General features: G+C 40.7%; 32 protein-coding genes. 3 read left to right on the forward strand and 29 right to left on the reverse strand.

Annotated features, from left to right (window positions below; genetic code table 11):
* Positions 1-241 precede the first annotated feature (241 nt).
* Complete coding sequence (locus tag J7E52_RS24750; protein WP_214751022.1) at positions 242-478, reverse strand: hypothetical protein; 237 nt, start codon at positions 476-478, stop codon at positions 242-244.
* Between the two features lie 132 nt (positions 479-610).
* On the opposite strand from J7E52_RS24750, the gene pdaB reads away from it, so the two are divergent.
* Positions 611-1363 (forward strand): polysaccharide deacetylase family sporulation protein PdaB, encoded by a 753-nt coding sequence (gene pdaB, locus J7E52_RS24755; RefSeq protein ID WP_214751024.1) that lies wholly within the window; start codon positions 611-613, stop codon positions 1361-1363.
* Between the two features lie 82 nt (positions 1364-1445).
* Here pdaB and J7E52_RS24760 read toward each other — a convergent pair whose 3' ends face one another.
* The gene (locus J7E52_RS24760; RefSeq protein WP_214751026.1) at positions 1446-2126 is read right to left on the reverse strand and encodes a KinB-signaling pathway activation protein; all 681 of its coding nucleotides are present in this window, start codon (positions 2124-2126) and stop codon (positions 1446-1448) included.
* A gap of 137 nt (positions 2127-2263) precedes the next feature.
* Between J7E52_RS24760 and gerD the strand changes: the two genes are divergently transcribed.
* Positions 2264-2824, forward strand: coding sequence for a spore germination lipoprotein GerD (gene gerD / locus J7E52_RS24765; RefSeq protein ID WP_214751028.1), 561 nt, complete (start codon positions 2264-2266; stop codon positions 2822-2824).
* A gap of 44 nt (positions 2825-2868) precedes the next feature.
* Here the strand turns inward: gerD and J7E52_RS24770 are convergent, their stop codons facing one another.
* The 5 genes from J7E52_RS24770 to J7E52_RS24790 form a co-directional block, all read right to left on the reverse strand.
* Entirely contained in the window at positions 2869-3927 is a 1059-nt protein-coding gene (locus J7E52_RS24770) for an Mrp/NBP35 family ATP-binding protein (protein WP_214751030.1), read from the reverse strand.
* 138 nt (positions 3928-4065) lie between these two features.
* Positions 4066-4782 (reverse strand): N-acetylmuramoyl-L-alanine amidase CwlD, encoded by a 717-nt coding sequence (gene cwlD / locus J7E52_RS24775; protein WP_214751032.1) that lies wholly within the window; start codon positions 4780-4782, stop codon positions 4066-4068.
* An 83-nt stretch (positions 4783-4865) separates the two neighbouring features.
* Complete coding sequence (locus J7E52_RS24780) at positions 4866-5291, reverse strand: DUF2521 family protein (RefSeq protein WP_101225882.1); 426 nt, start codon at positions 5289-5291, stop codon at positions 4866-4868.
* 466 nt (positions 5292-5757) lie between these two features.
* Complete coding sequence (locus J7E52_RS24785) at positions 5758-6288, reverse strand: ECF transporter S component (RefSeq protein ID WP_214751034.1); 531 nt, start codon at positions 6286-6288, stop codon at positions 5758-5760.
* Between the two features lie 258 nt (positions 6289-6546).
* On the reverse strand, positions 6547-7101 hold the full coding sequence (locus J7E52_RS24790) for a TetR/AcrR family transcriptional regulator (RefSeq protein ID WP_214751036.1): 555 nt from the start codon (positions 7099-7101) through the stop codon (positions 6547-6549).
* Between the two features lie 176 nt (positions 7102-7277).
* Here J7E52_RS24790 and J7E52_RS24795 point away from each other — a divergent pair, with 176 nt between their 5' ends.
* Positions 7278-8726: a DHA2 family efflux MFS transporter permease subunit gene (locus J7E52_RS24795; protein ID WP_214751038.1), complete on the forward strand. Its 1449-nt coding sequence runs from the start codon at positions 7278-7280 to the stop codon at positions 8724-8726.
* A gap of 143 nt (positions 8727-8869) precedes the next feature.
* Here the strand turns inward: J7E52_RS24795 and rpsI are convergent, their stop codons facing one another.
* The 22 genes from rpsI to rplE form a co-directional block, all read right to left on the reverse strand.
* Entirely contained in the window at positions 8870-9262 is a 393-nt protein-coding gene (gene rpsI / locus J7E52_RS24800; RefSeq protein WP_034304957.1) for a 30S ribosomal protein S9, read from the reverse strand.
* A 20-nt stretch (positions 9263-9282) separates the two neighbouring features.
* Entirely contained in the window at positions 9283-9720 is a 438-nt protein-coding gene (rplM, locus tag J7E52_RS24805; protein WP_034304960.1) for a 50S ribosomal protein L13, read from the reverse strand.
* A gap of 267 nt (positions 9721-9987) precedes the next feature.
* The gene (truA, locus tag J7E52_RS24810) at positions 9988-10728 is read right to left on the reverse strand and encodes a tRNA pseudouridine(38-40) synthase TruA (RefSeq protein ID WP_214751040.1); all 741 of its coding nucleotides are present in this window, start codon (positions 10726-10728) and stop codon (positions 9988-9990) included.
* 14 nt (positions 10729-10742) lie between these two features.
* Positions 10743-11540: an energy-coupling factor transporter transmembrane component T family protein gene (locus tag J7E52_RS24815; protein ID WP_214751042.1), complete on the reverse strand. Its 798-nt coding sequence runs from the start codon at positions 11538-11540 to the stop codon at positions 10743-10745.
* The gene (locus J7E52_RS24820; protein ID WP_214751044.1) at positions 11540-12406 is read right to left on the reverse strand and encodes an energy-coupling factor ABC transporter ATP-binding protein; all 867 of its coding nucleotides are present in this window, start codon (positions 12404-12406) and stop codon (positions 11540-11542) included. Before J7E52_RS24820 ends, J7E52_RS24815 begins: the two co-directional genes overlap by 1 nt.
* On the reverse strand, positions 12382-13221 hold the full coding sequence (locus J7E52_RS24825) for an energy-coupling factor ABC transporter ATP-binding protein (protein WP_214751046.1): 840 nt from the start codon (positions 13219-13221) through the stop codon (positions 12382-12384). Before J7E52_RS24825 ends, J7E52_RS24820 begins: the two co-directional genes overlap by 25 nt.
* A gap of 366 nt (positions 13222-13587) precedes the next feature.
* Positions 13588-13950, reverse strand: a complete 363-nt coding sequence (gene rplQ, locus J7E52_RS24830; RefSeq protein WP_034304973.1) for a 50S ribosomal protein L17 — start codon at positions 13948-13950, stop codon at positions 13588-13590.
* An 83-nt stretch (positions 13951-14033) separates the two neighbouring features.
* Positions 14034-14978 carry a DNA-directed RNA polymerase subunit alpha gene (locus J7E52_RS24835; protein WP_034304976.1) on the reverse strand — a complete coding sequence of 315 codons (945 nt, stop codon included), beginning with the start codon at positions 14976-14978 and terminating at the stop codon, positions 14034-14036.
* Positions 14979-15155: 177 nt separating this feature from the next.
* Complete coding sequence (rpsK, locus tag J7E52_RS24840; RefSeq protein ID WP_028390438.1) at positions 15156-15545, reverse strand: 30S ribosomal protein S11; 390 nt, start codon at positions 15543-15545, stop codon at positions 15156-15158.
* A 22-nt stretch (positions 15546-15567) separates the two neighbouring features.
* Entirely contained in the window at positions 15568-15933 is a 366-nt protein-coding gene (gene rpsM, locus J7E52_RS24845; RefSeq protein ID WP_034304978.1) for a 30S ribosomal protein S13, read from the reverse strand.
* A gap of 22 nt (positions 15934-15955) precedes the next feature.
* Complete coding sequence (gene rpmJ, locus J7E52_RS24850) at positions 15956-16069, reverse strand: 50S ribosomal protein L36 (protein ID WP_003156543.1); 114 nt, start codon at positions 16067-16069, stop codon at positions 15956-15958.
* A 40-nt stretch (positions 16070-16109) separates the two neighbouring features.
* Entirely contained in the window at positions 16110-16328 is a 219-nt protein-coding gene (gene infA / locus J7E52_RS24855; RefSeq protein ID WP_028390440.1) for a translation initiation factor IF-1, read from the reverse strand.
* Positions 16329-16893: 565 nt separating this feature from the next.
* Entirely contained in the window at positions 16894-17547 is a 654-nt protein-coding gene (locus tag J7E52_RS24860) for an adenylate kinase (protein WP_214751048.1), read from the reverse strand.
* A 58-nt stretch (positions 17548-17605) separates the two neighbouring features.
* Positions 17606-18901 (reverse strand): preprotein translocase subunit SecY, encoded by a 1296-nt coding sequence (gene secY / locus J7E52_RS24865; RefSeq protein ID WP_214751049.1) that lies wholly within the window; start codon positions 18899-18901, stop codon positions 17606-17608.
* Positions 18901-19341, reverse strand: coding sequence for a 50S ribosomal protein L15 (gene rplO / locus J7E52_RS24870; RefSeq protein ID WP_034304982.1), 441 nt, complete (start codon positions 19339-19341; stop codon positions 18901-18903). Before rplO ends, secY begins: the two co-directional genes overlap by 1 nt.
* A gap of 32 nt (positions 19342-19373) precedes the next feature.
* A complete protein-coding gene (gene rpmD / locus J7E52_RS24875; protein WP_034304984.1) occupies positions 19374-19556 on the reverse strand; it encodes a 50S ribosomal protein L30 in 183 nt (60 codons plus the stop codon).
* A 16-nt stretch (positions 19557-19572) separates the two neighbouring features.
* Positions 19573-20073: a 30S ribosomal protein S5 gene (gene rpsE / locus J7E52_RS24880; protein ID WP_034304987.1), complete on the reverse strand. Its 501-nt coding sequence runs from the start codon at positions 20071-20073 to the stop codon at positions 19573-19575.
* Between the two features lie 22 nt (positions 20074-20095).
* Positions 20096-20458: a 50S ribosomal protein L18 gene (rplR, locus tag J7E52_RS24885; RefSeq protein ID WP_063235799.1), complete on the reverse strand. Its 363-nt coding sequence runs from the start codon at positions 20456-20458 to the stop codon at positions 20096-20098.
* Between the two features lie 32 nt (positions 20459-20490).
* Complete coding sequence (gene rplF, locus J7E52_RS24890; protein WP_076372861.1) at positions 20491-21027, reverse strand: 50S ribosomal protein L6; 537 nt, start codon at positions 21025-21027, stop codon at positions 20491-20493.
* 30 nt (positions 21028-21057) lie between these two features.
* Positions 21058-21456, reverse strand: coding sequence for a 30S ribosomal protein S8 (rpsH, locus tag J7E52_RS24895; RefSeq protein WP_034304995.1), 399 nt, complete (start codon positions 21454-21456; stop codon positions 21058-21060).
* Positions 21457-21486: 30 nt separating this feature from the next.
* Entirely contained in the window at positions 21487-21672 is a 186-nt protein-coding gene (locus J7E52_RS24900; RefSeq protein WP_034304998.1) for a type Z 30S ribosomal protein S14, read from the reverse strand.
* Between the two features lie 25 nt (positions 21673-21697).
* Complete coding sequence (gene rplE, locus J7E52_RS24905) at positions 21698-22237, reverse strand: 50S ribosomal protein L5 (protein ID WP_048677889.1); 540 nt, start codon at positions 22235-22237, stop codon at positions 21698-21700.
* Positions 22238-22243 lie beyond the last annotated feature (6 nt).

Below are 22243 nucleotides of genomic sequence, written 5' to 3' on the forward strand. Positions count from 1 at the left end.
GTGCTCACTTAAAATTTAACGTTGGCGCTTTGTTTTGTTCAGTTTTCAAAGAGCAATTTGTTCGCCATATCTCTTAGCGACTTTAATATCTTAACATCTTATCACTGCTTCGTCAACAACTTTATTTAAAAAGTTTTTTTCATTCTTTTTCAAAAGCTTGTACGTTGCAGCAACTTTTATAATATACCAGCGTATAAATCAATAGTCAATAGATTTTTTGAATATAATTCACTTTTAAATATCATGACTGATCCCACTTGGATAAATTCATTTTTCCCCTCATATACATTAGGCATTCCTCCTCGGTGCTCACCCTTTTAAACAGTCTGAAAAGGATGTTATATTTCTCGTTTATTGCCCTTTTGACTAAGTGATCGAGTCTGTCATCCTGCAAATCGAATAGTATTTCATCCATCTCTCTTTTTAAAAGGTACTCCAATTCCATCTTTTCCTTGTCATTAATCAATAAACCGAGCATGGTTCACACCTCCACCAGACAGCATTCCCCATTGCCATCATTTTTATGAACTTTCAACTGATTTTTTTGCATAACAATAATCCTCGCGCATAAATTTGAAGACAAGAGTACTTTGGACAAGGGGATGGATTAATGAAATTTTTCATGGTGCTTCAAGCCAAGAAGATCAAATATTATTCGTTAATATTACTTACGGCACTGTTTACCGCTTGGTTCCTTTTTGTACAAAACATTCTTCATGCCCCCGTTTTTTCTACAGAAGATGGGCCTAAAGCGGTTTATAAAGGGGAAAAGAATGTTGCGATCACGTTCAATATTGGCTGGGGTGATGAGAAAGCCGCTCCGATAATTGAGACATTAAAAAGGGAAAAGATTAAATCCGCCACTTTTTTCCTCTCGGGATCTTGGGCTGAACGTCATCCGGACATAGTAGCGGAAATTGTGAAAGAAGGATATGAAATCGGCATGCTTGGTTACGATTATAAGGATTATTCCGACATGGAAGATCAAGAAATCATCCGGGATATTTCTAGAGCCCAGGAAGCATTTAAAAAACTTAATATAAAGAATATAGAACTTTTACGCGCTCCCACCGGTCACTTTGATAAACGCCTCTTAAAGATCAGCGAGAAATTCGGATATACCGTTGTCCATTGGAGCATTGATTCAAAGGATTGGACCAATCCAGGTGTGGATCGGATCCTTCAGAACATCACCAAGGCCCAAAAGGGTGATATCATCTTATTACATGCTTCAGACTCAGCAAAACAAACGAATAAGGCCTTGCCGGAGTTAATAAGTGAACTTCGATCAAAAAATTTAAACTTCGTTAATGTTTCAGAGATGATTTCCAATTCGTCAGCAAGCAGTGAGGAAATCCGCTGACCGAAAAAAACTGCGTACTAATGGTTTCCATGAACCTTTAGTACGCAGTTTTTCCTTATGTATGGCCCGACTTACATATAGGTTAGCTGCCTTTACCTAGTTCACCGGCTTTCATCTTTCCCTTTGCCGGAGGTTGCTTACGCCCTCTTTTACTGGCCAATTCCTTTTGTGAACGTTCAATCAATTTGCTCAGGACCAATAATTGATAAGCATTGCAGACTAGCAGCGGAAACAGCATGAAGTAAAGCCAGCTTTCATCATTGGCACTCAGGACAGGTATCCACTCCAAAACCGTGACCACGACCATGAAAAACAAGGCCGGTATGAACGACTGTTTATTCGTTTGTTTCATTTTGAAATAAGCTGTAACAAGCCCTGCAGCCAACACAACCAATGCTAACACGATGTAGGAACTGATCCCCTCGCCTGAACCAAAGCTGAGATATCGCAGGTAAACAAGATCGAATACAACAAAAAGAATGAGTACAAGTTGAACGGCATTCCATAAGGAAGCGCTTTTAAATATCCCCAGACCAAAACGATGTATCGTTAAATAGGCAAAAAAGCCGGCTTGGCTTATGACACTGAAAATTAATCCAACACCGAATAACCAAATAAAAGTTGATAGGATGGCACTGACTTCAAAAGAAGAAAAATAAGGCTTAAACTCACTCCATCGAGCCAAGAACCCTACAACTCCGCCCGTTACACCACCTATAAGCAATGTTGTTAAAAACAATTTAACTAAATTACGGCTGTTCATTGTTTTCCTCCATACATTTCTATTTCATTTCCTTAATTGTACCAACCAAATTTGGAAAAATCCACTTATTCCACTAAGGAATAATATCGCCGAATGGAACCATATTAACAGTAAGAAGGATGAAAGGGGCCCTGCGTATGAGAGTGGGAGTTGCTTTGCTTTTCACGTCATTCTTACTCGTTTGTTCCGGTTGTGCTCAAAATGGAGCAGGCGCAGAAAAAATGGAATATGAAGAGACAAAGAAAATGGTCGTCGATATCTTGAAGACAGATGATGGAAAAAAAGCCATCCAGGATATCATTACTGATGATAAAACGAAAGCTGAACTTATTATGGATTCAGATGACATTAAAAAATCCATTGAAGATATGGTCACTTCAGATAAAGGGAAGGAATTTTGGAAAAAGACATTCAATGATCCTGAATTCGCTTCCGCTTATGCTAAAGCATTAGAAGACGAACATAAAAAGGTATTGAAGGACCTGACTGCTGATCCTCAGTATCGTGGAATGCTCATGGAAATAATGAAAGAACCGGATATGGAAAAAGAAATAAATAAGTTATTAAAAACCAAGGAGATGCGGTCGGTCTACAAAGAGCTGATCATTGAAACCATGGAGAGTCCTCTCGTTCAAGCGAAAATGCAAGAGAAATTGGATAAAGCAGCCACTAAAGCGGCCGAGAAGGAGAAAAAGTAAAAAGAATGAAATAAGGCTGATCCCAATCGGAATCAGCCTTATTTTTATTGTAGTTTTTCAATGACCTTTTTAGCAATATCTTCGTAAATCCGGCCGAGCCTATGGTCCGCTGCGTAAATGGATGGAGCAAAGTCCTCTTCGTTCCAATCCGGCTGTTGCAGGGGAAGTTGACCTAAAACTTCTGTACGAAGCTCTTCTGCAAGCTTCTCGCCGCCGCCTTTTCCGAATACATATTCTTTTTCACCGGTCGTTTTACTTTCGAAGAATGACATATTCTCTATGACACCAATGACTTCGTGTTCTGTCTTGATGGCCATGGCACCAGCTCTTGCAGCAACGAAGGCAGCAGTCGGATGCGGTGTCGTAACGATGATTTCTTTACATGAAGGGAGCATCGTATGCACGTCCAAAGCAACATCGCCTGTGCCCGGCGGTAAGTCAAGGACCAAATAGTCCAAATCTCCCCATTCCACTTCATTAAAGAAACTGTTGAGCATTTTCCCCAGCATCGGCCCTCTCCAGATGATCGGCGCGTTATCCTCTACAAAAAAGCCCATTGAGATAACTTGAACGCCAAACCGGTCTACAGGAATGATTTTTTCGCCGCGAACAACCGGTCTTTTTGTTATCCCCATCATATCAGGTACGCTGAATCCATAAATATCGGCATCAACCAGCCCGACCTTTTTACCTAAACGAGCAAGTGAAGTGGCGAAATTCACTGAAATCGTAGATTTTCCCACTCCGCCCTTACCGCTGGCGATTGCGATGAATTGTGTCTTGCTGTTAGGTCCAAGCAAGCCTTGGTCCGCTTCATCCTGAGGAATGCTTTCACGGTGCTTGGCTAACTCCTCTTCTGAAAGTTCCGTGAAACGGATGCCTACCGATTCCGCTCCGTTCGTTTTCAGCAAGTCCACAACTTCCGATTGCATTTGCATTTGCTCGGCAGTCCCCGTTTTCGCAATCGCGAGTTTAACGCTTACATGATTCTTTTCAGGTTTTATTTTGATTTCTATAATTCCATTTGTTTCTTCAAGGTTTTTATGTAGAAAAGGGTCTTTAAGATCCTTTAATAAATTCAGTACTTTCTCTTCTGTTAACAAGTCGAGCACCCCTTTGAAATTTATTTTCCCATTTTTCAGTATAACATATTACGAAAAGAAAGATTATTATCTGACCCTCATGCGATACCTGATAATTTCCCATAATAAAAAGGCCTTGTACCTTACAAGACCCAGACATCACTCATCATCCGATACTTTTTCCTCTGTAAAGTACCGTAAAATACCCATATATATCGAGCTGGCAACCTTTTCTTGATACTTATCACTGATAAGGCGTTCCCTTTCCTCTGAATTGGAAAGAAAGCCAATTTCCACAAGCGCTCCCGGTTTCTTAGCATAATTCATCAAATACACATTATTAATCGTTTTTGCATCACGCTTTGTATTTTCCAGGTTTCTAATGATTTCAGTCTGAATGAATTTTGCCACCTGTTCATTTTCCTCATACCTGCTTGTATAAAAGGTCTGGGCACCTTTAGATGACGCTGATGGAAAAGAGTTCAAATGAATGCTTAAGAATAAGTCCGCTTCCGAATCATTGATCATTTCAACCCGGTTCCGTAAGTCCTCCTGTTTTCGCTGGCGGATTCCCTTTGTATTTCCCTGTGCCAAATCCTCATCCTTCTCACGGGTCATGATGACAAGGGCACCCTGTTCCTGCAAATAGTCCCTGACCTTTAATGAAACGGAAAGGGCAATTTCCTTTTCCATAACCTCTTGTACATTTGCCCCGCCGTCCATTCCTCCGTGACCTGCATCCAGAATGATGACCTTACCTGCCAACGGAAGGTTCCAGGAGTCCCAAGAATCATCTTCAACAAATTTAAAAGTCACAATTAAAAAAAGGACAAACAATCCCATAGCGATTCCTGTATATTTCAGCTTTCTGCGCATGACCGTTCCCCTTCCATGATCTCTCTACTAAAAAGTATGGGACAAACCATGGAATTAGAACAAGGAATGGGATTTTTGCCTTCTTAATGCAGTTTCATTTTATAACGTTTTTCACCAGTCTTGAAGCCGTCCAGCCACCAATCCCCCACAAACCCTTCACAGCAATAAAACAGACCTTCATCAAAAGCATTATTCGCTGTAACTTCACGCCAATACAAAATAAAGTTAAAAAGAGTATCGACCAAAAACTTCTCTTCCTTCCAGCACCTGGACCTTACATCTTCTTCCGACTCACCATAATAGCCAAACTTACTATAGTTCGCTCCTAATAAATAAGCCTCGATGGCAACATCAAAGTAGCCTTCCTCCAAAACATCCATCAAATCCTGTCCGAAGTACCGCTGGATCCTTCCCTTCATATCCTCGATGGAAAGTTCCCTGAGCAGCCTGCGTTCGAACTTCAATTGCCTTTCCCTTTGCATCTCCTGTAAACCTAATATGACAGCCATAATTCACCTCCGGGGCAATTCCCCATTTCCCAAAATTATTTCCCAAGACATAATTTAGTTTTTGCGTTCTATTTTGAACCATTCATTTATTCTATTGGCAAAAAATAATGAGGATAGGTTCGGCAGGTAAAAAGAAAAAGGCCTATCGATATGCAATATGCTAATAAGCCTGTCAAAGGGCAGACTGCATGGCAGAAAACTTGGAACCATCATCCATAAACCGCCCCTCGGGCCGCTACCTGAGGCTGACCTTGCCGACTTGGGTCGCTCACTGCGCATGTCTCTTTGGACTTTAATCAGTACTATTTGAGATTTATTAAGAAAAAAGGACATCCATGATGAACGGATGTCCTTTGATATAACATTTTATTATAGCGAAGTCATTTAATACCCGCTCAATTGGCAGGAAGTTTTTTTACTGTCCGAAATTCAATCGGTGGTGCTACATGGTTTCCCATGTTTTACTTTATATCTGTCCAGCTCTTTTCATTAATCGTCCAGCAAGCGGCACTACGATTATACCGGCTATTACGACCTGCATTACGTTTCCGGGGATGGAGCCGAATGGCTGTATCCAGTTACCATAAAGAATAACTTCGGCAAAATAGTAGCCGACGATTTTTATAACCAATGCAACGGCAACGGCGATAGAGTATACAAGTTCTCTTTTTCCCGGTACCTTTTCGGATATAAGGCCGGCTAGAAAGCCCATTGCTCCTACGATGACGAATGTAAACGGTGCCCACGCTGCCCAACCGGAGAATAGATCGAAGAAGGCCATACCGAAGGCGCCTGCTATCGCCCCTGTTTTTTTGCCATATACCAAGGCTGCTATAAAAAGGGGAACGTTACCAAGATGGACCAGGCCTCCGTTACCCATTATTGGGAGCTTGATGTTGATGAACATTGTCGCTACAAGGGTTAATGCAATGAATAGCGCATTGATGACCAAGGCTTTTGTTTTAGTTGTTTCAATCGGTGAGTATGTTGAATTCATATGAAGTCCTCTTTCTTTTTTAAGTATTATCATACTCCTAAATAGAAACTTAATAAATATGGATTTTACAAATAATTCTGTATTCCATAAATAAACTCATGTGTAAACAAATGGAACATGCTGTCATCACCATCTGAAGCCCCTTACCGCGGCGTTTCATTACATTGAGGCTGGAAGACTGGGATGGATTTATAATGACGCAGAAGGTTCATGGTGCGTGATGTGGTCTTATCTTTTTCCGGGCACATTTAATCGGTTTTAGCACCATTGCACTCTGTACATTAAATAAATTTGATTGGCAATATAATCTGAACTAAAATGAAGCCCCTTTCTTAACCACCATATTATAATGCCTGCCAATGAGGCTGTTTTAATGTCAATATCAACATAATCAGCAGGTAAATCCTTCTTGGTATTCTTCCTTCTTATTTCCACTAATTGCTTTAATAAAGAAAACAATTGTTCCTCAAACTGATTCGTTTTAAATAAAATAAGTAAATAATTTCGATGGATATATAAATAATCAAGTAATTGTGTCAGCTGTTGCTTTTCTGATAAATCTTTCGCATGCATTAAAGCAACAACCTTATCAGAAAGCTCATTTAAAATCTCATCGGTTATTTGCGTTAGTAAATCTTGAATATCCTGATAGTGTAAGTAAAATGTTGTCCGGTTTAATCCCGCTTTGGCTGCGATTTTCTGAACCGTTAAATTTGAAATAATGGGGTCCTCGCATAAGAGAGTGATGACAGCGTTTTTAAACATCTCTCTTGAGCGAATTGTGCGAGGATCTTCTTTTTTAGATATAGACATTTTAAACTCCTTTATAGATTTTTCCCTGACTTTCTCAACAGCATATATTTCTATGTCGATTAGTGAACATGTTCAGGAAAACTGTTCATGGTAAGCAACAAATATTTTTGTTACCATCGATTTTATCGACACGATGTTGAGAATGCAAGTCAAAAACAAAGGGGTTTACGAATGAAATGGACATAACAGAAGGAAATAAAAAAGTTTTATTAATTGTACTGATTGCTGGCTGTTTTTTATCGACCTTAAATCAGACTTTATTAAATGTTGCATTGAGTGGTTTAATGGAAGTATTTGATGTAACCGCCGCAACTGTACAATGGTTATCAACAGGGTTCATGCTAGTGAACGGTGTTTTAGTGCCGATTACTGCCTTTTTAATGAAACGGTGTACAACAAGACAGCTTTTTATTAGCTCGATGTTCTTTTTGTTCATCGGATCTGTACTTTGTGCATGTGCGGGGAATTTTGGCGTGCTGCTAACGGGAAGAATGATTCAAGCAATTGGTGCCGGAATTATTATGCCTCTAATGATGACAGTTATTTTATATTTATATCCTAGCGAAAAGCGTGGAAGTATTATGGGGACAATTGGCTTTGCGATGATTTTTGCTCCAGCCATAGCCCCTACATTATCTGGTTTTATCATTGAATATGTTTCATGGAGATGGCTATTTATTGGGTTAATTCCCTTTATATTAATCGTCATAGTTCTAGCGATCAAATATTTAATGAATGTTGCCGAGACAACAAAAGCAAAATTAGATCTCGCAAGTGTCATTTTATCAACGATTGGTTTTGGCTGTATATTATTTGGATTTAGCAGCGCAGGAAGCAAGGGCTGGGATGATCTCGTAGTCATTATTATAATAATTGTCGGAATGATCGTGACGACCCTATTTTGTTTACGTCAAATGAAATCCAGCGATCCATTATTGAATTTATCTGTATTCAAGTATAAAATTTTCACGCTCACATCTTTCATCAATATACTAATTACGATGATCATGTATGCGGATTTGATTCTATTACCAATTTACTTGCAAAATGGACGAGGTTTTACAGCATTTGAAGCAGGTTTACTGTTATTACCTGGAGCTGTGATTAATGCCTTCTTATCCCCTGTCACAGGTAAAATGTATGATAAATATGGTGCAAAACCACTCTTTATTACAGGTTTGTTATTTATCATTGTTTCGATGTGGGGAGTCATAGATATAAACGAATCCACAACCTATAGCTATTTAATGGTTCGTACCATAATATTACGAATTGGTTTGAGCTTTATTACCATGCCATTAAATACAGCAGGGTTGAATGCTTTACCAAGAGAATTGGGTTCCCATGGTTCAGCTGTAAATAATACCATCCGCCAATTGTCAGGTGCTATTGGAACGGCAGTCGTCATCACAGTGTATACAATGCAAGCAACTTCACATGCTTCTGAGCTATCAATGAAAAATGAAAATATATCAGCTATTCAACTAAAGGCATTAGCTTCTATCTTTGGCTCAAGTGATGCCTATGTTTTTATGTTAGTCTTATCTTTTGTGGCTTTAATTTTCGCATGCTTCATGCCGAGAAAAGCGGTAATCAAAAAAAGCGAGAGTAAATCTCATAACTAAAATTGTTAACAATAGAGTATGTAAAATAAAGCATAACTGGGATATCCCAGTTATGCTTTTTAATATATTTCAGTCCCTCATTTTCCGGGCATAAAAAAGACCCCCAACCGAAATGGTTGAGAGTCTTTGAAACGGTAATAGAATTAACGTTTTGAGAACTGAGGTGCACGACGTGCGCCTTTAAGACCGTATTTTTTACGCTCTTTCATACGTGGGTCACGAGTTAGTAAACCAGCAGTTTTAAGAGATGGACGGTATTCTGGATCAACTTGAAGCAATGCACGGGCGATACCGTGACGGATTGCTCCAGCTTGACCAGTGTATCCACCACCGCTAACGTTTACTAGAACGTCGTAATTTCCAGTAGTTTCTGTTGCAACTAGTGGTTGGTTAACAACTTCACGTAATGCTGCGAAAGGAATATATTCATTGATGTCACGACCGTTAATAACGATGCGACCTTCGCCTGGTACTAAACGTACACGAGCTACTGAGCTCTTACGGCGACCAGTACCATAATATTGAACTTGTGCCAAGATAGTAACCTCCTTAGTAATTATCCGCGTAATTCGTATACTTCTGGTTGTTGAGCAGCGTGTGGGTGCTCAGCTCCAGCGTATACGTGTAATTTTTTGTAGATTTGACGACCAAGAGAATTCTTTGGAAGCATACCTTTGATAGCAAGTTCAAGCATTCTCTCAGGGTAGTTTGTACGCATTTCAAGAGCAGTTCTAGTTTTAAGACCGCCTGGATGCATAGTGTGACGGTAATAAATTTTGTCTGTCAATTTTTTACCAGTCAAGTGGATTTTTTCAACATTGATTAGAATTACATGATCACCAGTGTCAATGTTCGGTGTAAAAGTTGGTTTATGTTTACCACGTAAGATGGATGCTACTTCAGTAGAAAGGCGACCCAAAGTTTTGCCTTCAGCGTCAATCACATACCATTTACGTTCTACTTCATTAGCTTTCGCCATAAATGTCGTACGCATGGTTAACCTCCTAAAAAACTTTTTAATTTTTTATATTTATTTTCAATCACAATAAACTTCCGGGGCTTATCGTGGGATTAAAATACATACCATATTATATTAACTTCTCCCAGATTCATTGTCAAGGGAATGTTACACTAGGATAAGTTGTCTATAAAACACTCTCTGTAACTCCATAAAAAGGTCAGTATAGCGACAAACCGCTCCATTACTGATTTCATCCCGTTTTCCAGTTGTAAAAAAACTGGTATCACTTCGAAAATATTTTTATTTGTAAAATACTTTCCATAAATACAAGCCTTGGGCTGGCGCTGTTTTCCCTGCAAAACTGCGGTCCTTCTTGGCCAAAATCCCGCTCATGTCACGGGGTGACATCTTACCGCTGCCGACATCCAGGAGCGTCCCAACCAAGATACGCACCATGTTATATAAAAAACCTTCGCCAACGAAGCGGAAAACCATGAAACCATCGCTCTCTTCAAAATCCATAACTTGTATCGTTCGAACTTTATCGACAACTTCCGTTTTTGCCGAACAAAAACTTGTAAAGTCATGTGTCCCTATCAAATAGGAGATTGCTTCCCTCATCGCCTCCCCATCTAATGGGTAGGGATAATGATAGGCGTAATTCCGCTGGAACGGATCCCGCAGTTTCGAGCGGGCTATGATATAACGGTACTCTTTCCCAGTCGTATGGAACCTCGCATGAAAATCGTCAGGCACGACTTCGACTTCCAGAACGATGATATCGGTCGGAAGAAGGGCGCTGAACGCCTTTACCCAATTTTCCGTAGGGAATGTAAGGGGCGATTCAAAGTGGAGTACCTGCCCCTTTGCATGGACCCCTGAATCTGTCCTGCCTGAAGCAGTCACTTTTATAATTGTGCCTTTATGCATTTGGGCCAAGACTGCCTCGAATTCACTTTGTATGGTGCGTTTCTCAGGCTGTACCTGATAACCAGCAAAATCCGTGCCGTCATAAGCGATCACACATTTATATTTTGGCATAGTTCTCTTCCTTATTATGAACGTAATAAAAATAACATGACCGTTAGAATGCCTATTGAGACCATCAAAAGACTATCACTCGTCTTCCAGTCCAATTGGCGGTATTTTGTGCGGCCTTCCCCGCCACGGTATCCTCTTGATTCCATGGCAGTTGCCAATTCCTCGGCCCGTTTGAACGAACTAACAAATAAAGGAACAAGCAGCGGTACAATCGATTTAACCCTGTCCTTTATCGGTCCAGATGAAAAGTCAACGCCCCTTGCAGTTTGGGCCTTCATGATTTTTTCCGTTTCCTCCATTAGCGTTGGAATGAATCGAAGGGCAATGGACATCATCAATGCCAGTTCGTGTACAGGCATCTTCCACTTTTTCAAGGGACCCAACAGCTCTTCCATCCCATCTGTAATGGATATCGGGGATGTCGTCAAAGTTAGAAGTGACGTAACAAGGATTAGTAAAGTAAATCTAACGGATATGAAAAACCCTTGAATCAGACCGCCTTCATAGATTTCAAACCAACCGTATTCAAAAAGCAATTCCCCTTCTTTCGTAAAAAATATATGGAGAAGGAATGTAAATACGATCAAGAAAAAGATTGGTTTTAACCCATTATAAAGATAGCGAAGCGGTATTTTGGAAAGACTGATCAAAAGGGTGGTGAATACAGCAAGCAAACCGTAAGAAACGACATTATTCGCCAAAAAGACGACACAAACAAACAGGAACACGAGGAGCAACTTAGCCCTTGGGTCCATCTTGTGCATCAGTGAATTTGCAGGGACATAACGCCCGATAATCATTTTATCCAGCATCAGCGGTTCCCCCGTTTCATGGCTTTATCTATTTCTATCGCTAAATCACCGATATTAAGACATGGATGATCAAACCGGACACCAAGTTCCTTCTGGAGCTTTAGCTGAAAACGGACCGTATCAGGGACATCCAGGCCAAGCTCCATTAATTGTTCCGGCTCTGAGAAAATTTCCTGGGGGGTTCCTTTTTTGAACACCGTACCCTTGTGCATGATAATGATGTCATCCGCGTACTTGGCTGCATCCTCCATGCTATGTGTCACCAGAATCGTTGATATGCTCCTTGCTTTATGCAGATCATAAAACATATCCATGATTTCTTTGCGTCCTCTCGGATCCAGTCCCGCTGTGGGCTCATCAAGTACCAATACTTCCGGCTCCATGGCAAGTACCCCAGCAATGGCCACCCGCCGCATTTGTCCGCCGGATAAGTCGAATGGAGATTTTTCAAGAATTTCCTCATTCAATCCGACTTGTGCGATGGCTTTCCTGGCCAGTTTCTTAGCATCGATTTCAGAAACGCCAAAATTCATCGGCCCGAAACATATATCCTTTTCAACCGTTTCATCAAATAACTGATGTTCCGGAAACTGAAAAACAATTCCGACCTTTTGTCTTATTGGCCGCAAATCCTTTTCTTTTCTTCCGGCTTCAATCGTCCGATCCCCAATGAAAACCCGACCCTTCGTCGGTTTTAAAAGAGCATTCAAATGCTGCAGTAGCGTGGATTTCCCGGACCCTGTATGCCCGATGATCGCGGTATAGGTTCCCGGCTCCATTGAAATATTGACATCATGAAGGGCTAGATGTTCAAAAGGAGTATTCACCTGATAGCGGTATTCTACATCATCGAGTGTAATTCGCATAAATCCTTCACCAACTCTTCCTCTGTCAAATGCCCATCAACTACACGAACACCATTTTTTTGTAACTCCTTGGTTAGTTTCACTGAAAAGGGAATATCCAGACCAAGAGCAATCAATTCTTCCTCTAACTCAAAAATATCCTGAGGCGATCCTTCACGATATAACCGACCTTGGTTCATGACTATCATTCGATCAGCTTTCGCGGCTTCCTCAAGATCATGGGTGATTGATATGACAGTAATCTCGTTTTCCTGCTTTAATTCCCTGACTGTTTCTAGCACTTCTTCACGGCCTCTTGGGTCAAGCATGGAGGTTGCTTCATCTAAGATGATTATGTCTGGCTGCAAGGCTATTACACCTGCTATGGCCACTCTTTGCTTTTGACCGCCGGATAGATGGTGCGGCTCTTGATTAAGAAAGTCATTCATTTTAACCTTATTTAACGCACCATGAACACGCTCCACCATAACCTGCTGAGAAACACCGGCGTTTTCTAAACCAAAAGCCACATCATCCTGAACTGTAGTGCCTACAAATTGATTATCTGGGTTTTGAAAAACCATGCCAATTTTCTGGCGTACATCCCAAACGGATTCTTCTGTCAAAAGTTGATCATTAATCGTAATGGTACCTGAGTTAGCGAACTGAAGACCATTCAGTAACTTCGCTAATGTCGACTTGCCAGAACCATTATGTCCGACAATCGCAAGCCACTCCCCCTGATGAATATCAAAAGAAACATCATCCAAGGCGTTTCGAGACTGACCCTCATATTTAAAAACAATATTATTTAAAGAAACCAGCTTCTTCACCATGTGGCCCTCCTCGTCCTCGACTGCACTCGTCTAATCTAAACTCTGCTCACTTATATAAATATAGTGGTTTTTCCTTCTGAAAATATAAAAAAACGCTGCACCCCTTCCACCGAAAGAATTTTCGGTAAATTAAGAGCAGCTAACAGCGGGCCTGTTACGAAAAACAGGTTATCTTATAATCGCTTATCAAAAGCGGGAAGGGATGCTTGAGCTAGACGTGAAGGCTCCCTGCATAATACAGGTTCCGCCAGCCATCGTAACACTCAATGCGAATTTCTAAATGACAGAATTTCTATTTTAAAAATAGAAAAAGGGCATAGAACAAGTGAGTATATTCATTTGTCCAGCCCTTTTTCATCGTTGTTATTAAACTAATTCAATAACCACGACTGGTGCACCGTCACCGCGGCGTGGACCAACTTTCATGATACGAGTGTATCCACCTTGACGTTCTTCATAACGTGGAGCCACGTCACTGAATAGTTTTTGAAGGGCATCTGTGCCATTCTCAGCGTCAGCGATTTCGTTACGGATGAAAGATGCAGCTTGACGGCGTGCATGCAAGTCACCACGTTTACCAAGAGTGATCATTTTATCTACTACAGAACGTAATTCCTTTGCACGTGCTTCAGTAGTTTCAATGCGCTCATGGATAATAAGATCCGTAGCTAAATCACGAAGTAATGCTTTACGTTGTGCGCTAGTGCGTCCTAACTTTCTGTAACCCATTAGAGATTCCCTCCTTTGTTGAAGTTCTATATTGTGTGTCTATAACAAGGCTCACAACATAATGGATTGATTCCGCCATGTTATCAGTCGTCTTTACGAAGACCTAAGCCTAATTCTTCTAGTTTCGCTTTCACTTCTTCAAGTGATTTACGTCCTAGATTACGTACTTTCATCATATCTTCTTCCGTTTTATGAGCTAGCTCTTGAACGGTATTGATTCCAGCACGTTTCAAGCAGTTGTAAGAACGAACAGAAAGGTCTAATTCTTCGATCGTCATCTCAAGAACTTTTTCTTTTTGATCTTCTTCTTTTTCAACCATAATTTCAGCATTTTGAGCTTCATCGGTTAAACCAACAAAGATATTTAAATGCTCTGTTAAAATCTTAGCTCCAAGTGCTACCGCTTCTTGCGGACCAGTACTGCCATCAGTCCAAACATCGAACGTTAACTTGTCAAAGTTAGACAACTGTCCAACACGTGTATTTTCAACTTGGAAAGATACGCGTGAAACTGGAGTGTAAAGAGCATCGATTGGAATTACACCAATTGGCTGGTCTTCTCTCTTGTTTTGAACAGCAGGAGTGTAGCCGCGGCCGCGACGTGCAGATAAACGCATACGCATATGACCGTTTTTACCAATTGTAGCAATATATAAATCCGGATTAAGAATTTCTACATCACTATCATGAGTGATATCAGCAGCCGTGATGACTCCGTCACCTTGAACGTCAATTTCTAGCGTCTTCTCTTCATCAGAGTAAATCTTAAGAGCTAGTTTTTTTACATTAAGAATGATAGATGTTACATCTTCCACGACGCCTTCAATTGTTGAGAACTCATGTAGCACTCCATCAATTTGTATAGCTGTGACAGCAGCACCTGGGAGTGAGGATAAAAGGATACGACGTAAGGAGTTACCCAATGTAGTACCATACCCACGCTCTAGTGGCTCTACGACGAATTTACCGTATTTGGTATCGTCGTTGATTTCAACCGTTTCGATTTTTGGTTTTTCTATTTCGATCATCAATAAACCCTCCTTCAAAACGTCAAAACCCCGGCAAGTAAACGAAGTCACTTAAACCGAAATTCCCCATGTATACGTTCCCGCTGTGCGCAACAACTGAAAATTAATCCTCTGTAAGAACGCAAACTCAGTATTATATCCCATTATTGACAGGAATACAAAATCTATACAGAAAAATTAAACACGGCGACGTTTTGGTGGACGGCATCCGTTATGTGGAACTGGAGTTACATCTTTAATTGCAGTTACTTCTAGGCCAGCAGCTTGAAGTGCACGAATAGCAGCTTCACGTCCAGCACCAGGTCCTTTAACTGTAACTTCAAGAGTTTTCATACCATGTTCAATTGATGTTTTAGCAGCTGTTTCAGCAGCCATTTGTGCAGCGAATGGAGTGGATTTACGAGATCCACGGAATCCTAGAGCTCCAGCACTTGACCATGAAATAGCATTACCATGAGAGTCAGTGATCGTAACGATAGTGTTATTGAATGTTGAACGAATATGTGCAATACCAGTTTCTATATTCTTTTTCACACGACGTTTACGTGTATTAGTTTTACGTGCCATGAAAAGTAACCTCCTTTACTAATTATTTTTTCTTGTTAGCTACAGTACGACGAGGTCCTTTACGCGTACGAGCATTGTTTTTTGTATTTTGACCGCGAACAGGAAGACCACGACGGTGACGTAAACCACGGTAAGAACCGATTTCCATTAAACGTTTGATGTTTAGGGAGATTTCACGACGAAGGTCGCCTTCTACTTTAAGCTTGTCAATGATATCACGAATTTTGTTCAATTCGTCTTCCGTTAAGTCACGAACGCGAGTTTCTTCAGAAACGCCTGCTTCTGCAAGAATCTTGATCGCTGTTTGTTTTCCAATACCATAAATATATGTTAATGAGATAACAATACGTTTGTCACGGGGAATATCTACTCCAGCAATACGTGCCATGCTTGAGTGCACCTCCTTCTATTTAGCCTTGTTTTTGTTTATGTTTAGGGTTTTCGCAAATAACCATAACTTTACCTTTTCTGCGGATAACTTTACACTTTTCGCAGATTGGTTTGACTGATGGTCTGACTTTCATTGCTATCTAACCTCCTTATACAGATCGGAGCGTAACCGGATTATTTGAACCGGTATGTGATTCTGCCGCGAGTTAGATCATACGGGGAAAGCTCAACCGTAACTTTATCTCCAGGCAAAATGCGAATAAAGTGCATACGAATTTTACCGGATACATGAGCTAAAACAGTATGACCATTTTCTAATTCTACCTTAAACATTGCATTTGGCAAAGTCTCTTGTACTGTGCCTTCTACTTCAATTACATCATCTTTCGCCATTAAAGTGATTCTCCCTTCTCTATGCGTGAACCTATTAAAGGTACACATCTTTCCGTCAACATTACTACAGTCCAATTATCCTCATAAGTCTTACAATTCTGCATCAAGTATTCACCATTTTGTAGAACCAGGCTTTAACTGAGGACCTTTATCAGTTGGACCGAAATGAGGATTTTATGGGTCCTCATGTAAGTCTTGACCGATTCCGTGACCGACATACTCTCAAAATAGAGAAGCAATTAGTCTCGACATAGGTTTGAATAGCATGGGAGATGTTTGAAAGGCGCACGCCTGACATAGCTTCTTTCAACCCTCTATATCACGACTCTTTAGGAATCCCAATAGAGTCACTGCATTTCTTCATCAATTTTGCCGACCGGATATGTCCATGAAGATCACTTAAAAAGTAATCGCCCAATTCAGGGAATACCAAGTACAAGAACCTGATTAATAAATGTGCGAATGCTCTCGCGAAATCCATTATACCCTTTGTATTATAGGAATGCACCAAGTTTAACTAGTAAGTTATAAAAATGGTATGAATTTCATAAATCAATACGAATGATTAATTTTGTAAAGCACCAAGCAACACATCGATATCTTCAAATACCTTATTAATATCTTGCTGTCCGTTAATGTTGACCAAGTATCCTTTATCTCCGTAGAAATCAAGAAGTGGCTTGGTTTGTTTCAAATTCACATCTAAGCGATTTTGAACCGTTTCTGCATTATCGTCGGCACGTTGATATAACTCTCCGCCGCAGCGGTCGCATACATCATCTTTAGCGGGGGGATTGAATACAAGATGGTATGTCGCACCACATGATTTGCAAATACGACGTCCTGTCAATCTTTCCATTAAGATGCTTTTATCAACATCGATATTAATGACAAAATTCATTTTGCGATCTAAATCAGTAAGAATGCCTTCAAGTGCTTCCGCCTGTGCCACAGTACGTGGAAATCCATCAAGCAAAAATCCTTTGAGGCAGTCTTCCTTGCTTAAACGTTCACGTACGATGCCAATGGTAACTTCATCAGGTACCAATTCGCCTTTGTCCATGAATGATTTCGCCTTTAGACCTAAATCTGTTCCATCTTTGATAGCTGTTCGGAACATATCTCCAGTAGAGATATGAGGGATATTATATTTTTCTACGATTTGTTCAGCTTGAGTGCCCTTACCAGCACCCGGCAGACCCATTAACACTAGATTCAATTTTCTTCCCCCTCAAACTCTATAATGGGTAAAGGGAACAAGCCGTTCCCAAAACTCATTACTTTATAAAGCCTTTATAGTGTCTCTTCACAAGTTGTGATTCCAGCTGCTTCATCGTATCAAGGGCAACCCCCACTACGATCAGCAAACTGGTGCCACCAATCTGTGCAGATTGAGGTAGATCAGCAAGCTTAATGAAAAATACCGGTAAAACGGCAATGATGGCTAAAAATATAGAGCCTACAAACGTCAGACGGTATAAAACACGTGTTAAATATTCTTGTGTACTCTTACCTGGACGAATCCCCGGCACATAGCCACCTTGCTTTTTCAAATTCTCAGCCATTTGTTCAGGGTTAACCTGAATGAATGCATAAAAATACGCAAAAGCAATGATAAGAGCAACATAGATGATCATACCAATAGGCTTGGTGTAATCAAGGTTTGTTGATATCCAGCTAGTCACGCTGTTCTTTCCAAAGAAAGAAGCGATTGTAGTTGGAGTGATGATAAATGCCATTGCAAAGATTACCGGAATAACCCCCGCAGCATTTACTTTCAATGGTAAATGAGTAGACTGGCCACCCATTTGTGTACGACCTACCGCAGCACGTTTCGCATACTGAATAGGAATTTTTCGTAATGCCTGCTGAATGAAGATAACAGCAACCACGATTGCTAATACTGCTAAAACAATGAGGATAATCGTTATTATTCGCAAGAATAATTGATCACCGGCATTTTCAAATTGTTGGGCGTAAATCTGATTTGCCGTATTTGGCAAACTAGCTACGATACCAGCAAAGATTATGATGGAGATCCCATTACCCACACCCTTAGAAGTGATCAGCTCCCCTAACCACAAAAGAAAAGCTGTTCCTGCCGTTAAGACAGTCGCAATAAGCAAGTATGTTGCAATTCCAGGATTTTCAATCAACTGGCCACCTGACATATTATTGAACCCATAAGACATACCAACAGCTTGGATAAATCCTAGGATAATAGTGAAGTAACGAGTGAATTGAGCTAATTTACGACGCCCTGCTTCCCCTTGTTTAGACCATTCAGTGAACTTAGGAACAACATCCATCTGTAACAGCTGAACGATGATGGATGCCGTGATGTACGGCATGATACCCATCGCCAATATGGAGAAGTTTTGCAGCGCTCCGCCGCCAAAGGTATTTAAAAGACCGATGACGCTCAGCTGGTCCTGTTCAGCGAGAAAATCGGCATTCACATGCGGTACAGGTATAAATGTACCGATGCGATAGACGATTAACATTAGAAGGGTAAAAATAATCTTATTCCTTATTTCACCCACGCGCATAAAATTGGAGATCGTGCGAAACATTAGATCACCTCTGTGTTACCGCCAGCAGCTTCGATAGCTTCTTTAGCAGTAGACGAGAATTTGTGAGCTTTAACAGTAAGCTTTTTCTCAATGCTTCCTTTGGCAAGAATTTTGATTCCTGCTTTTTCTTTACTTACAACCCCAGTCTCAAGTAAAAGAGCTGGTGTTACTTCAGTACCGTCTTCGAAAAGATTTAACGTATCAAGATTCACGATAGCGTAGTCTTTACGGTTGATGTTGGTAAATCCACGTTTAGGTAAACGTCTGAATAGAGGAGTTTGACCCCCTTCAAATCCAAGACGCACACCGCCGCCGGAGCGAGCGTTTTGTCCTTTGTGTCCTTTACCTGCTGTTTTACCGTTACCAGATCCAATACCGCGACCTTTACGTTTACGTTCTTTACGAGAACCTTCTGCAGCTTTTAACTCATGAAGTTTCATGTTGGCACCTCCTTGTTAAGTTAAAAATTTTTTTATTGTTCTTTTACAGTAACAAGATGAGCAACTTTGGTAATCATACCGCGAATCGCAGGGTTATCTTCTTGAACAACCGTTTGATGCATTTTGCGTAAACCCAAAGTGTTAACTGTAACACGTTGATCTTCAGGACGACCAATCAAGCTGCGAGTGAGGGTAATTTCTAATTTATTAGCCATAATTCGATTTCCCTCCTTATCCTAACAGTTCTTGTACTGATTTTCCACGTAACTTAGCTACGTCTTCAGCACGTTTCAATTGCTTCAATCCTTCGATTGTTGCGCGAACCATATTAATAGGTGTATTAGTACCTAGTGATTTAGACAAGATATCGCTAACTCCGCCTAATTCAAGTACCGCACGAACAGGACCTCCAGCAATTACTCCTGTACCTTCAGAAGCTGGTTTCAATAGAATGTGACCTGCGCCATAGCGACCGTTCACAAGGTGAGGAATAGTAGTACCAACCATTGGTACAGTAATTAGATTTTTCTTAGCATCCTCAATAGCTTTACGGATAGCATCCGGAACTTCTTGAGCTTTACCAGTACCAAATCCAACATGACCATTTTTATCACCAACAACAACTAGTGCAGTGAAACGGAAACGACGTCCGCCTTTAACAACTTTAGCTACACGATTTACTGTAACTACGCGTTCTTCAAGTTCTAATTTATTAGGATCAATGCTACGCATCTGTTATGTCCCTCCTTATCCATTAAAATTCTAAGCCGTTTTCACGAGCAGCGTCAGCCAATGCTTTAACACGACCATGGAAGAGGTAACCACCGCGGTCAAATACCACAGCTTTGAAACCTTTTTCAACAGCACGTTTCGCAATAAGTTCGCCAACTTTTTGAGCTGCTTCAGCATTGCTACTAGCTTCGATACTGATCTCTTTATCAAGAGTTGAAGCACTTGCTAATGTTACGCCTTTTGCATCGTCAATTAATTGTGCGTAAATGTGTTTGTTTGAACGAAACACATTTAAACGAGGACGAGCTTCTGTTCCAGAAAGCTTAGCACGTACACGTGCATGTCTTTTCTGACGAGTAGCATTTTTATCAAGCTTCGTAATCATTTACGTCACTCCTTTCGTTTACTTATGCGGCATTACTTACCAGTTTTACCTTCTTTACGACGAACGAATTCGCCTTCGTAACGGATACCTTTACCTTTATACGGTTCAGGCGGGCGAACATCACGGATATTAGCTGCTAGAGCTCCTACACGTTCTTTGCTTGCACCTTTGATGATTACTTTTGTATTAGAAGGAACTTCGACTTCAACGCCAGCTTCTGGCTCTATTTCTACAGGGTGGGAATATCCTACGTTAAGGACAAGCTTGTTACCTTGCTTTTGTGCACGGTACCCAACCCCAATAAGTTCAAGTGATTTTACGAAACCTGTTGATACGCCTTCAACCATGTTAGAGATAAGTGCGCGAGTAGTACCGTGTAAAGAACGGTGAGCCTTCTCGTCAGACGGACGTGTAACAGTTAACACGTTCTCTTCAACAACGATTGAAAGGTCAGGATTGAATGATCTAGTTAATTCACCTTTAGGTCCTTTAACAGTTACTTCACTTCCAGTAACAGTAACTGTCACGCCTGCAGGGATTTCAATAGGTTTTTTACCTATACGAGACATAATGTGCACCTCCATTCTTGTGAAAATGTATTACCAAACGTATGCTAAAACTTCTCCGCCAACTTGTTTAGAGCGAGCTTCCTTGTCTGTTAAAACTCCGTGAGAAGTAGAAACAATTGCGATACCTAAACCGTTAAGAACGCGTGGTACCTCTCCAGTTTTTGCATATACACGCAAACCAGGTTTGCTGATACGTTTTAGACCAGTGATAACACGTTCGTTGTTTGCACCGTATTTTAAGAAGATACGGATGATACCTTGTTTGTTGTCTTCGATTAATTCAAAGTCACGTACGAAGCCTTCACTTTTTAAGATCTCAGCAATTTCCTTTTTGATCTTTGAAGCAGGAACTTCCAGTTTTTCGTGACGAACCATATTCGCATTACGGATGCGAGTAAGCATATCTGCAATAGGATCTGTCATGACCATTATATTTTACCTCCTTCCCAAACTCGGGTTTTACCAGCTAGCTTTTTTAACGCCAGGAATTTGTCCTTTATATGCAAGTTCGCGGAAACAAATACGACAAAGTTTAAATTTACGTAATACAGAATGTGGACGTCCGCAACGTTCGCAACGTGTATATTCTTGTACTTTAAACTTCTGTTCGCGTTTTTGCTTTACGATCATAGACTTTTTAGCCACGATTTCGCCTCCCTTTATTTAGAGATTACTTTTGGAACGGCATTCCAACTTGAGTAAGTAGTTCACGAGCTTCTTCGTCAGTGTTGGCAGTCGTTACGATAACGATGTCCATACCACGAACTTTGCTCACTTTATCGTAATCAATCTCAGGGAAGATAAGTTGTTCTTTAACGCCTAATGTATAGTTCCCACGTCCGTCAAAGGATTTCTTTGAAACGCCGCGGAAATCACGTACACGCGGTAAAGATACAGATACTAGCTTATCAAGGAATTGATACATACGCTCTCCACGTAATGTAACTTTCGCTCCGATAGGCATACCTTCACGCAAACGGAAGCCTGCGATTGATTTTTTTGCTTTAGTTATAACTGGTTTTTGACCAGTGATCAATGTAAGTTCTTCAACAGCCGTATCCAAAGCTTTCGAGTTAGATACTGCGTCACCCACACCCATGTTAATAACGATTTTCTCAATGTTTGGTACTTGCATTACTGATTGATAGTTGAATTTACCCATCAATGACGGTGTAATTTCACTTTTGAATTTTTCTTTAAGGCGGCTCATTGCTTA

The organism is Bacillus sp. ISL-34 (genome assembly GCF_018613325.1).
Classification (GTDB): Bacteria; Bacillota; Bacilli; order Bacillales; family DSM-1321; genus Peribacillus.

Coding starts and splice junctions, on each gene's coding strand:
- J7E52_RS24750 (WP_214751022.1), bottom strand. CDS start 478: ATGCTCGGTTTATTGATTAATGACAAGGAAAAGATGGAATTGGAGTAC.
- pdaB (WP_214751024.1), top strand. CDS start 611: ATGAAATTTTTCATGGTGCTTCAAGCCAAGAAGATCAAATATTATTCG.
- J7E52_RS24760 (WP_214751026.1), bottom strand. CDS start 2,126: ATGAACAGCCGTAATTTAGTTAAATTGTTTTTAACAACATTGCTTATA.
- gerD (WP_214751028.1), top strand. CDS start 2,264: ATGAGAGTGGGAGTTGCTTTGCTTTTCACGTCATTCTTACTCGTTTGT.
- cwlD (WP_214751032.1), bottom strand. CDS start 4,782: ATGCGCAGAAAGCTGAAATATACAGGAATCGCTATGGGATTGTTTGTC.
- J7E52_RS24780 (WP_101225882.1), bottom strand. CDS start 5,291: ATGGCTGTCATATTAGGTTTACAGGAGATGCAAAGGGAAAGGCAATTG.
- J7E52_RS24785 (WP_214751034.1), bottom strand. CDS start 6,288: ATGAATTCAACATACTCACCGATTGAAACAACTAAAACAAAAGCCTTG.
- J7E52_RS24790 (WP_214751036.1), bottom strand. CDS start 7,101: ATGTCTATATCTAAAAAAGAAGATCCTCGCACAATTCGCTCAAGAGAG.
- J7E52_RS24795 (WP_214751038.1), top strand. CDS start 7,278: ATGGACATAACAGAAGGAAATAAAAAAGTTTTATTAATTGTACTGATT.
- rplM (WP_034304960.1), bottom strand. CDS start 9,720: ATGCGTACGACATTTATGGCGAAAGCTAATGAAGTAGAACGTAAATGG.
- truA (WP_214751040.1), bottom strand. CDS start 10,728: ATGCCAAAATATAAATGTGTGATCGCTTATGACGGCACGGATTTTGCT.
- J7E52_RS24815 (WP_214751042.1), bottom strand. CDS start 11,540: ATGCTGGATAAAATGATTATCGGGCGTTATGTCCCTGCAAATTCACTG.
- J7E52_RS24820 (WP_214751044.1), bottom strand. CDS start 12,406: ATGCGAATTACACTCGATGATGTAGAATACCGCTATCAGGTGAATACT.
- J7E52_RS24825 (WP_214751046.1), bottom strand. CDS start 13,221: ATGGTGAAGAAGCTGGTTTCTTTAAATAATATTGTTTTTAAATATGAG.
- rplQ (WP_034304973.1), bottom strand. CDS start 13,950: ATGGGTTACAGAAAGTTAGGACGCACTAGCGCACAACGTAAAGCATTA.
- J7E52_RS24835 (WP_034304976.1), bottom strand. CDS start 14,978: ATGATCGAAATAGAAAAACCAAAAATCGAAACGGTTGAAATCAACGAC.
- rpsK (WP_028390438.1), bottom strand. CDS start 15,545: ATGGCACGTAAAACTAATACACGTAAACGTCGTGTGAAAAAGAATATA.
- rpsM (WP_034304978.1), bottom strand. CDS start 15,933: ATGGCACGTATTGCTGGAGTAGATATTCCCCGTGACAAACGTATTGTT.
- rpmJ (WP_003156543.1), bottom strand. CDS start 16,069: ATGAAAGTCAGACCATCAGTCAAACCAATCTGCGAAAAGTGTAAAGTT.
- infA (WP_028390440.1), bottom strand. CDS start 16,328: ATGGCGAAAGATGATGTAATTGAAGTAGAAGGCACAGTACAAGAGACT.
- secY (WP_214751049.1), bottom strand. CDS start 18,901: ATGTTTCGCACGATCTCCAATTTTATGCGCGTGGGTGAAATAAGGAAT.
- rplO (WP_034304982.1), bottom strand. CDS start 19,341: ATGAAACTTCATGAGTTAAAAGCTGCAGAAGGTTCTCGTAAAGAACGT.
- rpmD (WP_034304984.1), bottom strand. CDS start 19,556: ATGGCTAATAAATTAGAAATTACCCTCACTCGCAGCTTGATTGGTCGT.
- rpsE (WP_034304987.1), bottom strand. CDS start 20,073: ATGCGTAGCATTGATCCTAATAAATTAGAACTTGAAGAACGCGTAGTT.
- rplR (WP_063235799.1), bottom strand. CDS start 20,458: ATGATTACGAAGCTTGATAAAAATGCTACTCGTCAGAAAAGACATGCA.
- rplF (WP_076372861.1), bottom strand. CDS start 21,027: ATGTCTCGTATAGGTAAAAAACCTATTGAAATCCCTGCAGGCGTGACA.
- rpsH (WP_034304995.1), bottom strand. CDS start 21,456: ATGGTCATGACAGATCCTATTGCAGATATGCTTACTCGCATCCGTAAT.
- rplE (WP_048677889.1), bottom strand. CDS start 22,237: ATGAGCCGCCTTAAAGAAAAATTCAAAAGTGAAATTACACCGTCATTG.